Annotated in this window: 11 protein-coding genes; 6 read left to right on the top strand and 5 right to left on the bottom strand. The window is 46.9% G+C overall.

Features of this window, described 5'->3' with window-relative positions:
• Nucleotides 1-20: 20 nt before the first annotated feature.
• A complete protein-coding gene (locus ACXAGC_RS08525; protein ID WP_474844153.1) occupies nt 21-914 on the bottom strand; it encodes a LysR family transcriptional regulator in 894 nt (297 codons plus the stop codon).
• A 161-nt stretch (nt 915-1,075) separates the two neighbouring features.
• Here ACXAGC_RS08525 and ACXAGC_RS08520 point away from each other — a divergent pair, with 161 nt between their 5' ends.
• Nucleotides 1,076-1,816 carry an MFS transporter gene (locus tag ACXAGC_RS08520; protein WP_474844023.1) on the top strand — a complete coding sequence of 247 codons (741 nt, stop codon included), beginning with the start codon at nt 1,076-1,078 and terminating at the stop codon, nt 1,814-1,816.
• On the top strand, nt 1,770-2,267 hold the full coding sequence (locus ACXAGC_RS08515) for an MFS transporter (protein ID WP_474844022.1): 498 nt from the start codon (nt 1,770-1,772) through the stop codon (nt 2,265-2,267). The genes ACXAGC_RS08520 and ACXAGC_RS08515 overlap by 47 nt, the downstream gene beginning before the upstream one ends.
• Here ACXAGC_RS08515 and ACXAGC_RS08510 read toward each other — a convergent pair whose 3' ends face one another.
• The 4 genes from ACXAGC_RS08510 to ACXAGC_RS08495 form a co-directional block, all read right to left on the bottom strand.
• A complete protein-coding gene (locus ACXAGC_RS08510; protein ID WP_474844021.1) occupies nt 2,268-3,074 on the bottom strand; it encodes a sensor histidine kinase in 807 nt (268 codons plus the stop codon).
• Nucleotides 3,075-3,248: 174 nt separating this feature from the next.
• Nucleotides 3,249-3,611: a RidA family protein gene (locus tag ACXAGC_RS08505; RefSeq protein WP_303573281.1), complete on the bottom strand. Its 363-nt coding sequence runs from the start codon at nt 3,609-3,611 to the stop codon at nt 3,249-3,251.
• Nucleotides 3,612-3,721: 110 nt separating this feature from the next.
• Entirely contained in the window at nt 3,722-4,930 is a 1,209-nt protein-coding gene (locus ACXAGC_RS08500) for a sensor histidine kinase (RefSeq protein WP_474844020.1), read from the bottom strand.
• A gap of 103 nt (nt 4,931-5,033) precedes the next feature.
• A complete protein-coding gene (locus ACXAGC_RS08495; protein ID WP_474844019.1) occupies nt 5,034-6,176 on the bottom strand; it encodes an MBL fold metallo-hydrolase in 1,143 nt (380 codons plus the stop codon).
• Between the two features lie 237 nt (nt 6,177-6,413).
• On the opposite strand from ACXAGC_RS08495, the gene ACXAGC_RS08490 reads away from it, so the two are divergent.
• From ACXAGC_RS08490 to ACXAGC_RS08475, 4 genes are all read left to right on the top strand, one after another.
• Complete coding sequence (locus ACXAGC_RS08490) at nt 6,414-6,620, top strand: ParD-like family protein (RefSeq protein ID WP_303573285.1); 207 nt, start codon at nt 6,414-6,416, stop codon at nt 6,618-6,620.
• Complete coding sequence (map, locus tag ACXAGC_RS08485; RefSeq protein ID WP_474844018.1) at nt 6,613-7,383, top strand: type I methionyl aminopeptidase; 771 nt, start codon at nt 6,613-6,615, stop codon at nt 7,381-7,383. The genes ACXAGC_RS08490 and map overlap by 8 nt, the downstream gene beginning before the upstream one ends.
• Before the next feature lie 419 nt (nt 7,384-7,802).
• Nucleotides 7,803-10,685, top strand: a complete 2,883-nt coding sequence (locus ACXAGC_RS08480; RefSeq protein ID WP_474844017.1) for a TonB-dependent receptor — start codon at nt 7,803-7,805, stop codon at nt 10,683-10,685.
• Nucleotides 10,675-13,362 carry a family 78 glycoside hydrolase catalytic domain gene (locus tag ACXAGC_RS08475; protein ID WP_474844016.1) on the top strand — a complete coding sequence of 896 codons (2,688 nt, stop codon included), beginning with the start codon at nt 10,675-10,677 and terminating at the stop codon, nt 13,360-13,362. Before ACXAGC_RS08480 ends, ACXAGC_RS08475 begins: the two co-directional genes overlap by 11 nt.
• Nucleotides 13,363-13,369: the final 7 nt, after the last annotated feature.

Genomic DNA, 13,369 nt, shown 5'->3' with positions numbered 1-13,369 from the left:
CAGTGAATATCACCGCGCCTTTATTCCTGATATTTCAACCGGTCGATAACCAGTCGCATGGCGGAACTAATCTGCCGGTTGCTGGAAATACACAAATGGTAGCCGTCGAAAGGCGGGCACCAGTCCGCAAGTACACGGCGTAATGCACCGCTTTCTATTTCATTTTCTACTTCCTGTTCAGTAACAAAGGCAATGCCGTGGCCCTCACGCGCCGCATCAATACACATATCGCTCTCACTGAAAATGAACGGGCCCGACACCTTTTTTACGATCTCAATACCGTCCTTTTCAAACTCCCAGTCATAGGCCGGTGCCAGCGCATTAAACCGCAAAGACAGGCAGGCGTGATGATCCAGTTCGTCGGGATGTTCGGGGACACCATGTTTTCGGAAGTATTCCGGCGTAGCGACTGCTGCCAGTGATACAGCGGGGCCAATTTTTATTGCAATCATGTCCGGGCTGACAAATTCACGCAGCCTGACACCGGCATCAAAACGTTCTGCAGCAAGGTCGTTCAGACGGCTGTCGAGGTTCAGTTCAATATTCACTTCGGGGTAATCCCGGACAATACCCGATATCTTCGGCCACAAAAGAAAACGGGCGGCAGGTTTACTGGCTGAAATCCGCACCGTTCCTTTGGGCGCATCGCCAAGCATCCGCAGCTCTTCTATTCTGGCAGTGATCTGGCTGATACCGGGTTTCAGAGCAGCCAGTAACTTCTCACCGGCATCGGTTACCGACACTTTTCGAGAGGTTCTGTGTAACAGGCGGATCCCCACCGAAGCCTCGAGTCTTCTCACCGCGTGGCTTACTGCCGACTGTGAAACGCCCAGTGTTACAGCAGCACGGGTAAAACTCTTTTCTTCTGCGACCACCATAAAAAGTGACAAATCGCCCAGCTCGTCTCTGATCATCACATTATCTCTTTCGCTAATCTGCCATCCAGTGTACGCAGTGCCAACATAAAAAACATCTTCTTTGATGAAATCAATTCATGGTTTAGATGACGGTGAGCCAATTGTTCCCTCTAAATAACACAAATATAATTAATATGTATTTTATCGAGCAGGTTGTAATGAATAAAAATCATCAAAGCGATAACAGTAACAAAGCCGGTTACTGGAGTGCAGTGTTCTCAATGACACTGTGTGTTGCCATGCTGATTGCCTCTGAGTTTATGCCGGTCAGCTTGTTGACCCCTATCGCGGACGGATTACATGCAACCAAAGGGCAAGCCGGTCAGGCAATTTCAGTCAGCGGTTTTTTTGCCGTTGTCGCCAGTCTGTTAACCAGTACTGTAGCAGGAACACTGAACCGGAAATGGGTATTGCTGGCGATGACAGGGTGTATGCTGCTTTCACTGATGTTAATTGCTCTGGCGCCTGACTTTCTTACTCTGATGGTGGCCAGAGCGTTACTGGGAATCTGTGTCGGCGGGTTCTGGTCGCTGGCGACCGCAGTCATTATGCGACTTGTTCCGGCAGACAGCGTATCTGAGGCTTTGGCAATCATGTACACCGGACAGGCCGTTGCCGCTGCTTTTGCTGCACCGTTAGGCAGTTTTCTTGGTGATATCATTGGCTGGCGAGGCGTATTTTGGGCAATGGTGCCACTAGTTGCTGTAAATCTTTTATGGCAGATGATTTCATTACCCTCAATGCCTGCCGGTCAGAAGCAACGCCTTTCGGAGCTGTTCGCTCTGTTCAGACGCCGATATTTTTTTGTGGGCAACCGGCGCAATAGTTTGCGCATGGTGTGGTGCATTTTCAATGTTTACCTATCTGCGCCCTTACGTAGAGACTGTCATCAAAGCTGATGTAATGTTGCTCACTGAACTGTTGCTGGTTCTTGGAATAGCGGGTTTTGCAGGTACGTGGCTCGGGGGCCGGTATGCTCAAACAAGCACTGTCCGTTTTCTGCAGGGCGTGCCAATGGTTATGGCTCTGGTTACAACCGGGTTGCTTCTGCCTGAAGCACCGGTACTTTTCGTGGGGCTTTTGCTTGCACTATGGGGCGCTGCCAATACGGCCCTTTCGATAGGATGGATGACCTGGCTGACTCATAATGTGGATGATGCGCCAGAGGCAGCGGGTAGTATTATTGTTGCTGCTATTCAGGCCGCTATATTGTTGGGTGCTGCAGCGGGAGGGGTGTTGCTCGACAATTTTGGTATCAGGGTGACATTTGCAGGTAGTGTTCTTTTCTCTGTATTGTCATTAATTCTGGTCGGCAGCGGGAAAAGAATTAAAAAGCCTCAGGCGGAGTGATTACTCCGCCATCAGGTTATGCAGTTTGAACGACACAACAAAACCGCCTTCCGGTTTGCTTTCATTATAAATGTCGCTGGCCAGAGTTACTTTTACCAGGTTGTACACCACACTTAGTCCCAGGCCCGCGTTTCCGGCACCCCGTTTGGTGGTGTAGAAAGGCTCAAACACTTTTTTGAGCTCTTCTTCGGTGATCCCCACACCGTCATCGGCAAAAGTAAACTGATACCCGTCGCCGGCGGGGGCAATGGTGATGGTAATTTTGCAATGCTCATGACACGGGCCTGAGGCGTGGATCATCACATTGGATGTGAGTGCCGTCAGGATCTGAATAAGCACGGCCGGGTAGGTGGTAACGATGATTTTCGGTGGAAATCTTGGAATAAAAGTAATGGTTTTATTCTGAGAATGATGCTCATAGGAGGCGATAAATTCTGTGACCAGTTCTGATACGTTTACTTGCTCCAGCTGACTGGCTTCTTCAGACTTTTTAACCGCAACTTTCTTAAAGCTGGTCAGCAGCTTCGATGCGCGCTGCATGTTCTTCAGCATACTGGAAGTGATGTCCTGAGAAGTCTCCAGGAACTCTGCGAATTTATCGGTATCAAGCTCGCCGTTGTCAAAGTCCTGTTTGAGTTCGTCAAGCAGTTCCATCAACAGCGTGCAGTTTGCAATATTAACACCCAGGGGCGTGTTGATTTCGTGGGAAACACCGGCGACCAGTCCGCCCACTGCATCCATTTTTTCAGATTCAAACTGCTTTTCCTGATCTGTTTGAGAGGATGAATTTTCAAATGCTTTGTTCATGTACGTCAAATCAGTTTCAGTGCTCAGAACCAAAAAGCAGGGGAGCATAGGTCGCCTGCTGTACCTGATAAAAGCGTAGTGGCTAAAAAGCAGAACTGCAAAAAAAGTGACGGGTCAGTTGTGGAAGAAAGTGGTACATATTTGCACCACTCAGAGGGTAAACGGGTGGCGGATTTACAGGTAGTCTTCACCGGCTGCAGCCGTAAACGCCATTTCTACCAGCCAGTCCGGATCAGCCAGTTCCACTTTCACACAGGCGCGGCTGGGGGCTGTCCCTTCGTCAAACCATTCGTCCCATACGGCATTGAGGCGGTCAACATTGGCAAAGTCGGTAATGTAAATAGTGACAGTAAGAATACGGGACTTGTCGCTGCCCACCAGTGCCAGCATGGCTTCAGCCTGAGAAAACACGGCTTTTACCTGTGCTTCGATAGTGGTGGCGCTTTCGTCTTCCGGTACTTCAACGAAGTTCGCAATACCGTTAAAAACAGTGACTTCAGACCAGCGTCGGGTGGGATTAATTCGATGTATTTTCATGGCTATGAGGCTTTCATTGCAAAACGTCTAGTGTGACATTTTTGCTCTGGTAGATCGACCCGAAGGATTACTGTGCATTAATGAGTTTTACTAATAACGCTGTGTGAGACTTAGTGATTATCGTTTGTGGTGGTCATTGAAGCTGGTAGTACCGGCATATGAAAAGAGAATACTGTGTGAGAAGATTCAGAGCTCACGAATAGTTTTGCATCATGCGCTTTACTAATTTCTGAGGCTATAAACAAACCTAACCCCAGACCTTCACTTTCCCGTCCGGCTTCTTGCCGCCAAAAAGGTTGAAACAATCTGTCAATGGCTTCCACCGGGATTGTAGGGCCATAATTTGCCACCTCAATACAAAGCATTGATTTTTCAGCTTGAGCGCTAACAGTTACGGGGCGGCCATCTTCACCATGAATCAATGCATTAATCAGAAGGTTGGATAAGAGTTGCGAAAGTCGATCCGGATCGCAGTAGATCACATCATTAATGACAATGTCGCCGGTAATTTTCGCGGCGGGATAATTATTCGATAATTCGGCCACTACATGAGAAAGCTTGTCTCCCAATTCATCCGTCTTTCTTCGTTGCACGATAACGCCCTGGCTAGCCCGGGTATGAGCGAAATCCATTACATCGCTAATTAATCTTTCTATGCGAAATGTACTCGCTCTCATCATTTTAACTACTTTCGCAGTCTGTGGTTCGTTCGTAATATTTTCTATTACATCTAATCCAACGGAAATAGTAGAGAGCGGTGTTCGTAGATCATGACCAAGTATCGCTATGTTTTGTTCGCGCAATTGAACAGCTTCTTTTTGGTGCTGCCACTGGTATTTTGCTTCAGAAAATGCTGCAGCATACTCGATTTGTCTGGTGATTAGGGCTGAAAATGAACTTAGTAGGCTTAAAACTTTGTCATTGTTTAAAGCAAGAGCTTTTTTATCTAATCCACAAAGAGTGCCAAAAAATCTTCCCTGTTCATCATGAAGTGGAAAGGAAAAATAGCTTTGAAAGTTAAACATCTTTGGAACAGGATGATCTGCATATAACGGATCCTCGTCCGCATGCTCAATAACAATTTCTTTTTCCATTGCTCTTACACTGTTGCAAAGTGTATAGGTCACATCCAGTTTGCCGCCTACTGTAAGGCCAAAGTCCACTTCATCATGTATGGCGCAAACGGTCCAGCTATCTGGCGTTACGTGCGCGATACAGACAAAGCCAACCCCGGTACTTTCAGCCACAAGTTTTAAAATATGGGGTACGGAATCAATTGATTTAATAATGGAAACTGAAACATCCGGGGAGTGTGGCATTATTTTGTCTCGGGTACAGGTGCAGATCGACTAACGATATCGCAATAGTTTTGTTCATTTAAAATATTTAATGACATGTTTTTCCAGTGTAAGCAACTAGTCATTACCACCATTTTTGCTGCGGCAGCGAGTCCAGCGTGAAAGTTTCGCCAATGTGCGGTGTTGCTACATTCAGGTTCTTGCTTTCGGCGGCCCTGGTGAACCGGATCACCGGCTCGTTCCAGTCATGAAAAGCGAGGTCAAACTTACCCCAGTGAATTGGCATCACGTTTTCAGCCTTTACATCCAGCGATGCCTGCACGGACTCTTCCGGCAACATGTGGATTTCCGGCCAGTAGGGGCTGTAAGCACCGTCTTCCATAAATGCCATATCGAAAGGACCAAACTGCTTTCCTATTTCGGCAAAATCGGGGCTGTAGCCACCGTCACCACTGAAATATACCGACACTTCAGGTGCCTGAACAACCCACGAACCCCACAATGTGTCATTGCGTTGTCCGGGTTTGCGGCCGCTGAAATGTTTCGACGGCGTAAAAACAAACCGCGTGTCTTTCAGCATGGCATCCCCGAACCAGTCCAGCTCAGTAATTTTACTGTCGTCGATACCCCATTTCAGTAAATGAGCACGCACAGCAAGAGGTACATAGAAGTGACCCGTTTTACTATCAAGCTCTGCGATGGCTTTCGCATCCAGATGATCATAGTGGTCATGAGAAATCAGCACCGCATCGATATACGGAAGACCGTCGATAGTGAGCTCTTTATCCGCCGGATACGGTGTGCCAATCAGCCACACAGGTGAAGCGCGGTAAAATACAGGATCCGTCAGCACAGTCATTGAACCGGTATTGATAAGAATGGTGGAGTGTCCGAACCAGGTAAACGACGGTGTTTGCTGTGCAGCAAAATCCGGCAATTTCGCCGGCAACAAGCCGGAAGGGTGCTTACCCGCCGGCGGGAAGATAACCGAATTCAGCCACTTTCCCATGGGAGGCTTCGGGCTGTCGGGATCGTCGGAAACAGGGTGGCGGTTAACAAAAATGTCGTCTTTAAAGTTATCGGAAGCCAGCATCCGCGTCCGGGTCTGATCATCAGGCTTACCACCAAATAACGGCGACAACTTCACAAATAAAAAACCGCTGACAAACAGCAGCGACACAATGGCCAGCGACCAGACCAGTAGTTTCTTCATAACACCCAAAGCAGGTACTCCAGCGACTTTTTCACCGTCATTTAGTGCGTTCAAAAATTATCAGCTAAATCGCGGCAGGGACGCAATCTTTCTGCGTTCAAGTCAGTACTATGCCGGTTTTCCGGCTGGTAAAGCAAGGCTGGGGGGAAGAGAGTGTTGAACCCGGATGACTACTGGTTCGACGAATGCAGGTATCGTGAAATACGGCTTTGAATGACTAAGCAGACTTCCTTTTGACTCTTCTTATAATGTGTAGCAATATGTAGCAAATCATATTTTATTGGTGTAGGCATGGGCATTGTCAAAATCTCCGACCAACTTCATGAAGAAGTGCGTAAAAACAGTGTGGTGATGGAGCGTTCTATCAATTCACAGGCAGAGTTCTGGATGAAAATCGGGAGACTTGCAGAGCAGAATCCCACGCTTACGTATGAACAAATTCTGGAACAGGAAAAACGTCAGCAAAACGTATCAACAGTGAGACTGGTTCATGAGTAATGTATCGATAAAAAAAGCGCAGGAAATCGAACTGATGCGCGAATCCGGCCGGCTCCTGGCGAGCGTATTTCATGCACTGAACAAAGAAATTCAGGCCGGCATGACCACCATGGAAGTGAACGATTTCGTCGATGCATTCATCACTGATACTTTGCAGGCAAGACCGGCCAGCAAAGGGCAGTATGGCTATGAATATGTGCTTAATTCATCGGTAAACGAAGTGGTCTGTCACGGCGTGCCGTCGGTGGCAAAGAAGCTGCGGGAAGGTGATATCGTGAATGTGGACATCACGCTGGAGAAAAATGGCTTTATTGCCGACAGCAGCAAAATGTATTGCATCGGTAAAGTATCACCCATTGCGAAAAAGCTGGTAGATACGACTTACGAAGCCATGTGGAAAGGCATCGAAACCGTAAAACCAGGCGCGACGCTGGGGGATATTGGTCATGCCATTCAGTCACATGTGGAAAAGGAAGGCTTCAGTGTAGTGCGGGATTACTGCGGGCACGGTATTGGCCGTGAAATGCATGAAGAACCGCAAGTTGTGCATTATGGCCGTAAGGGCACAGGCATGCATTTAGTGCCGGGCATGACATTTACCATAGAGCCGATGATCAATCAGGGCACCTATAAGACGAAACAAAAGAAAGACGGCTGGACAGTGGTGACCCGCGACAAAAAGCTCTCAGCACAATGGGAGCACACCATTCTGGTGACTGAAACCGGGTTCGAAGTGCTTACGTTGCGGGATGAAGAACACTAAAAACCAAAAGGCAGCGAATGAACGCTGCCTATTTCATTAGCGCTTAAACATCAGGATCAGAACGTTTAACCTTCACGGCGCTTATACAGCGGGTTTTCGCTGTCGTCTGTATACTTATTTTAAAAGCATTCCGGGAGCACAACATCTCCTATCATACTTCCTTCATCCTACTACTTTGGTAAGGCCTATTTTTCCCTCTCGCATTATATTCGTGAATAACTGCCTAAAATGTCACTTCAATACCCGCTTTCAGTCAAATTTGAAAAAAATTAAATAAAATTGGTCAAGCCACTTGATTTACTGTTAACTAAAAGTTAATTTTGATGGAAAGTGATTACTTGTGCGTGATTTTAATTAACAATTGTAGCAATTTGATGAATTGATTTGCTGCAATGCTCCTTTAATTCGAGGGATTTGGCATGATTAATTTGAAAAAAAATGGATTTAAAATTTGTAGTTTGGCGGCATCTGTAGGTTTGGTTCTCAGCGTATCTACGATGAGTGTTAATGCTCAGGAAGCAGAAGTCATAGACGAGGACATCGAAACTATTGAGGTGCGAGGTGCATACAGCCGAAACCTTCAGGATGCACTTCAAAACAAACGCAATTCCGACTCTATTGTTGATGGAATTTCTGCCAATTCAATGGGGACATTTCCCGACTTAAATTTAGGGGAATCACTACAGCGAATTACAGGCGTGCAGATTAATCGCAGTAATTCGAACCCCAATAACAGTCCAAGGGATGCAAGTATTAATCTCCGGGGGTTACCCGATGACTTTTCCAGAACTTTAATAAATGGACTTCCGTTTGCTGATCCCGTTGATGAGGGTGGTACATCATTTGGGGTATTCCAGTCTGACCTATTTTCCGGACTCGAAGTGATGAAATCACCCACAGCCAGCACTCCTGCAGGGGGGCTAAGCGGTGTAATTAACTTGAAGACTTCTAAGCCACTGGACTTGAAGGATGGTGCGACAACAATCGGTGTGAAAGGGACATATGAATCACTGACGGAATCGACTAACCCGTCAGGTTTCCTTTCTACAACCCAGCATATTAATGATGATCTTGGTGTTACTTTTGCCGTTGTAGCATCACAGGACAATTACCGTCGCGATACCACACTGGTAACACGATATTCCCAGCTCAATGATGCGAGTGGCAACCCGGTTACAATGGCTGACGGCGGAAACGTTTATTATCCAGGTCAAGCTCGTCAAATCGTATCTAGTTATGACGGTAACAATCTTGGCGTTTCAACGGCCCTTCAATATAAATTGTCCGACAAAGTAGAAACTCAGCTTTCAATTTTGTATTCGGGCAGAGATATGGATCGCCCTTTTGACATATGGGTTGTATCAGATCAGGGAAGCACGACAAATGTAGAGGCGCTAAGCGATCCTGTTTTCGCTGGTAATAATGCAAGCGGAGATCCTGAGTATGTGGTAACTGATGTCCGCCTGACAAATGTTGATACAACGCAGGGCCCACGCCCTGGTTCGATGAAAGACGAAGTTTTGAACATCAACTGGGCTTGGAACTGGATGCTGGACAATTGGAATATTGATGCAGCTATTGCGCACTCCAGGGGTAAAAATGAAACCCGGACTATTCAATATGATTACCGTTATGGCGGCGAAAACGGGCTTGTAGCAGATCTCTTTACAGGCGGCGCCGACTGGAAAGGGTTTTCTATGGATGTTACAGATGGAGCGGGGGTTGGTTTCGCAGATGTAGGGGATCTCGGTAATGTTCTGGGGGATTACGTTGCTTCACCTCCGCATGTACTGGAAGCACCTGCAGCTATTGGCGGATACAATCGAATCATCATTGCCGACACCGACAGTGATATAGAAACAGACATGAATGTACTTAGCGTTAATGCCAAACGTTACTTGGATTTCGGTGCGGTGAATGGACTGGAGATTGGCGCTTTATACACCGATGGAACAGAAGAAAGTATGCGTCAGCGACATACTGTTCTAGGCATCGATAACCTGTCGTCAGAATTTATCAATAACGATTTTGTCAATGACGTTCATTATCTTGGTGGTGCTTCTTTTATGGGAGGAGAACTCTCTACTCTGAATAACTGGACATCAATTGATCCGTCTGTCTTAGAAAGCCGCTTGCAACCTGTAACTGTGCCAGAAGGGTATGCGCCAGGCACCGCTGGCTGGGTTATAAATCCGTTCGATGGGGCTGTACTCAATGGCAACTATGAAGCGAAAACAAAATCCACGGATGTTTACGCTAAGTTATTATTCGATGGCGTAATTTCTGGTTTTGAATACCGGGGCAATTTTGGCGCTCGTTATGTTGATTACACCACCGATCTACAGTCCTTGCGGAATAACAATGGTGTCATTGAGCAAATTTCGACTACCAATGATTACGATGACCTTCTGCCCTCAGCTAATGTTGCGATAAACCTAAATGAAGACCTTATTCTTCGACTTGCCTATAGCAACACTATTGTGAGACCGCTGAATCGCGATAACTCGCCAGCTCAGACTGTCTCGGTATCAACAGACACGACTAATCCAAATCCAATTAGTGCTACTCTGGGTAACTCAAATCTGGAACCCTATAGCGCAAATTCCTACGACATGTCATTGGAATGGTACAACCGACCTGGCGGTGCGATTACCGTGGCGCTGTTCAAAAAAGAAATTGACGGCTTTATCACATCGGTGAATTTGTGCCCGGCAGATGGTGGTGGACTTCCGTTTAGTTCTCTTACGGGCACAGGCGTACTGGATAGTGAGGGTGTATTCGATTGTTACACGCCAGATGGCACAGGCATTATTGTTTCACAACAGCAAAATACGGCTGACACTATTGATGTTACTGGCGCCGAGTTATCAATACAGCAAAATTTAGATTTCCTGGACGGATTTTGGAGTGGTTTCGGAGGTCTTTTCAACTTTACTTTTATTGATGTCAGTGGGCAAATTAACGGAACGGATGCCGTATTAGCTGGCGTATCTGAAAGAAACTACAACGCTGTTGTGTTTTACGAGGCTGATAGTTATGCCATTCGTTTTGCATACAATTGGCGAGATGAGTATCAGATGGCTGCTGGCGGCACATTCTCGGGAGCTGCACGTTCTGTTGATGCCAGAGGACAGCTAGACGCCTCAGCATCCTATAACCTTACAGAAAATGCAGTACTCACTTTTGAAGCATTTAATTTAACGGAAGAGCCGCTGGTAGAATTCGAAGGGAATATGAATCGTCCCAGAAGAACTGATTTTGACGGCAGAACTGTTATCGTCGGGGCTCGATATGCGTTCTAAACAGCAAATTGATAATGGGCGACGCCACGTACTTAAAGCGGGATTAGCTATCGGTGGCGGCGCGCTGGTGTTACATCAAGTCGGCTGTGCGTCTAATTCTACTGCTAGTTCTATCGCTGAGCGTCCTTGTAAGCTGATGTTGGCACTAAGAGATGAAGCTCTCGGTATCGACTCTGAGACTTTACGCTTTAGTTGGCTTTTACCAGAATCACAAGCTATCCAGATAGCTAGCCAGGTGCAGATAGCTTCATCAGAAGAAGCGCTAGAGCTTGGTAACACGTTATGGGATAGCGGTAAAAGTATCTCGGCGCAATCATCCTCGGTCGAGTTTAGCCAAGATATTCTGTTGCAGCCTGATGCTGTCTATTTTTGGCGTGTACGTACATGGGATGAGAAAAATGTATCTCAGTGGTCGGCACCATATAAAATTATTACTGCTCCCCAAACTGGGCAGTGGCCAGCAAAACCAATTTGGCTGCCGGCGACACATAAGCAAAGTGACTGGGCATTCTTTCGTAAAACGTTCGCTATCTCCGATATTGGCATAGCGCATGCGTGGCTAAAGTTGTCTGGAGGCAGCACTAAGCCCTCCAGGCAATACGTTTACAAATGCTGGCTCAATGGCGAAATTGTCGGGGTTGGACCTGTCCGACCAATGTCATCGGAACATCGAATCCATACCTATGATGTCACGGGTTTAATTGTAGAAGGCGACAATACACTCGCTGCGCAGTGTTTCAGTATTGATGAGCAATTTTTCACCGCAGAGCTCATAGTTCAGTTCAAAAATGGTTCTCGCCTGCAAGTTTTATCTGATGAAAGCTGGATGGTGATGGGGGCTGAAAGATGGATGCCGGATGCTGGCACCTTTACTGATATGTATTACCACGGCCCTAATGAATTTATCGACGCGCGATACGAACCAAAGAATTGGAAAAGTGCGGGCAAGCAAAGTGGAGAGTGGAATTCAGCGGCTGTTACTGATATTGCATTGTCAGATATGCGTCCGGCTAAGGTAGATTCTGCTCAGCTTACAAAGCGGCTACCAGCTTCTATCGAGCAGGTGGGAAAGCACCACTGGATCCTTGATTTCGGTAAGGAGGTTGTTGGAGGAATAGCATTTTCAGGGCATGGAACTGCAGGACAAATTGTTGAAATTCGTTTAGGTGAAGAACTAAACCCTGACGGTACTGTCCGCTACAAGTTGCGGGCTTTCCCGATTTATCGGGATGTGTGGACTCTTCGGGATGGGCATCAGTCACTCTCTCATTGGGGATACCGGGCCTTTCGTTGGGCAGAAGTCATCAGTACTGCTCCTTTAGAGATTTCATCATCCCTCACCGCTGAAGTACTAGAGATGCCGTGGGACGATACGCAGTCGTCGTTCATTAGCAACCTGGCATCGCTGAATAAAGTCTGGGATCTCTGTCATTACTCAATAAAAGCCACCCGACAAGATTTATATCAGGATACACCAACCCGGGAACGCGGCCCTTATGAGGGTGATGCAATTATTAACCAGCTATCCGAATACTATACTCAGCGTTCATTCGGGTTGGCTAAATACTCTGTCTCTTACCTGATTCGTAATCCTACCTGGCCAACGGAATACCGTTTACTGACGTCTACGCTAGCGTGGCAAGACTATCTTCATTCTGGTGACGGGCATCAACTCGCCGAAGATTATCCGTTGATGTTAGAGAATCAGTTATTAGAGAACATCAATCCAGTTGGACTCGTGCAAAAGCCGCCTGGGGAATCCAGCGAGGTTAATGGCGATCTCGTGGATTGGCCAATGTCTAACCGTGACAGCTTTGATTTTAAAGAAGTGAATACTGTTGTTAATTGTTGGCAGTATGCGTCTCTTATCGCAATTGCGAACATTGCTGGCGTGCTAGGTAAAACAGAAGATCAACGTCGGTTTAATCAGATTGCAGAGAGAATGCGACAGGCAATTAATCAGTATCTATTCGATGACGCTGCCAGCCGATATCTTGACGGGCATTTATCGATACACGCTTCACAGCATGCCACTATCTTCGCGCTCGCGTTAGGTGTCGCTGAAAAATCAAAGCTTCCTGCCATCGGCGAAGCGCTAACTAAAGATATTAAAAAGCGCGGCGTTCAAGTGAGTGCCTATGCAGCGCAATTTCTTCTGGAGGGGCTGTATCTGACGGGGCAATATGAAACGGCTCTTAGCGTAATGACCAGCGATGCCACATTCAGTTGGCTAAATATGATCAATAAACACGATGCGACTATTGTCATGGAGGCCTGGGACCCGGAGATTAAACCGAACACGACCTTCTCACATGCGTGGGGCTCGGCACCGGCCAATATCATACCCAGATTCCTTGCCGGTATTCGAGTGTTGTCCGCGGGAGCTGCCAGGATATCGGTATCTCCAGCACCAGCTTCTGTTTCCTCGTTTGACATAACAGTGCCGACGATTAGAGGGATCGTTGAAATGAGTTACAACTCCGCCCGTATTGCCTCGCCACTTACGTTTTCAGTTCCACCCAATGTCTTGGCAGAAGTTGATTTGAGTAAGTTGGGCTGGGGTAACACAGCGACGATATCTATAGCTGAATTGAACAAGGGTACTATTTTAACGAATCAGAAGGCTTCTGAAATTTTTGTGCTTAGCGGTGGGAAGTACGTAGTTTCGCCTCGCTAGCAACACA

Source organism: Alteromonas sp. AWJ4_197 (assembly GCF_056160285.1).
Note: the sequence above shows the minus strand (reverse complement) of the source record. Positions and strands in the feature narration are given on the sequence as shown.

Excerpts from the sequence above, each read along its gene's own strand:
- ACXAGC_RS08525 (WP_474844153.1), bottom strand. The coding sequence starts at position 914 with ATGATCAGAGACGAGCTGGGCGATTTGTCACTTTTTATGGTGGTCGCA.
- ACXAGC_RS08520 (WP_474844023.1), top strand. The coding sequence starts at position 1,076 with ATGAATAAAAATCATCAAAGCGATAACAGTAACAAAGCCGGTTACTGG.
- ACXAGC_RS08515 (WP_474844022.1), top strand. The coding sequence starts at position 1,770 with ATGTTTACCTATCTGCGCCCTTACGTAGAGACTGTCATCAAAGCTGAT.
- ACXAGC_RS08510 (WP_474844021.1), bottom strand. The coding sequence starts at position 3,074 with ATGAACAAAGCATTTGAAAATTCATCCTCTCAAACAGATCAGGAAAAG.
- ACXAGC_RS08505 (WP_303573281.1), bottom strand. The coding sequence starts at position 3,611 with ATGAAAATACATCGAATTAATCCCACCCGACGCTGGTCTGAAGTCACT.
- ACXAGC_RS08500 (WP_474844020.1), bottom strand. The coding sequence starts at position 4,930 with ATGCCACACTCCCCGGATGTTTCAGTTTCCATTATTAAATCAATTGAT.
- ACXAGC_RS08490 (WP_303573285.1), top strand. The coding sequence starts at position 6,414 with ATGGGCATTGTCAAAATCTCCGACCAACTTCATGAAGAAGTGCGTAAA.
- map (WP_474844018.1), top strand. The coding sequence starts at position 6,613 with ATGAGTAATGTATCGATAAAAAAAGCGCAGGAAATCGAACTGATGCGC.
- ACXAGC_RS08480 (WP_474844017.1), top strand. The coding sequence starts at position 7,803 with ATGATTAATTTGAAAAAAAATGGATTTAAAATTTGTAGTTTGGCGGCA.
- ACXAGC_RS08475 (WP_474844016.1), top strand. The coding sequence starts at position 10,675 with ATGCGTTCTAAACAGCAAATTGATAATGGGCGACGCCACGTACTTAAA.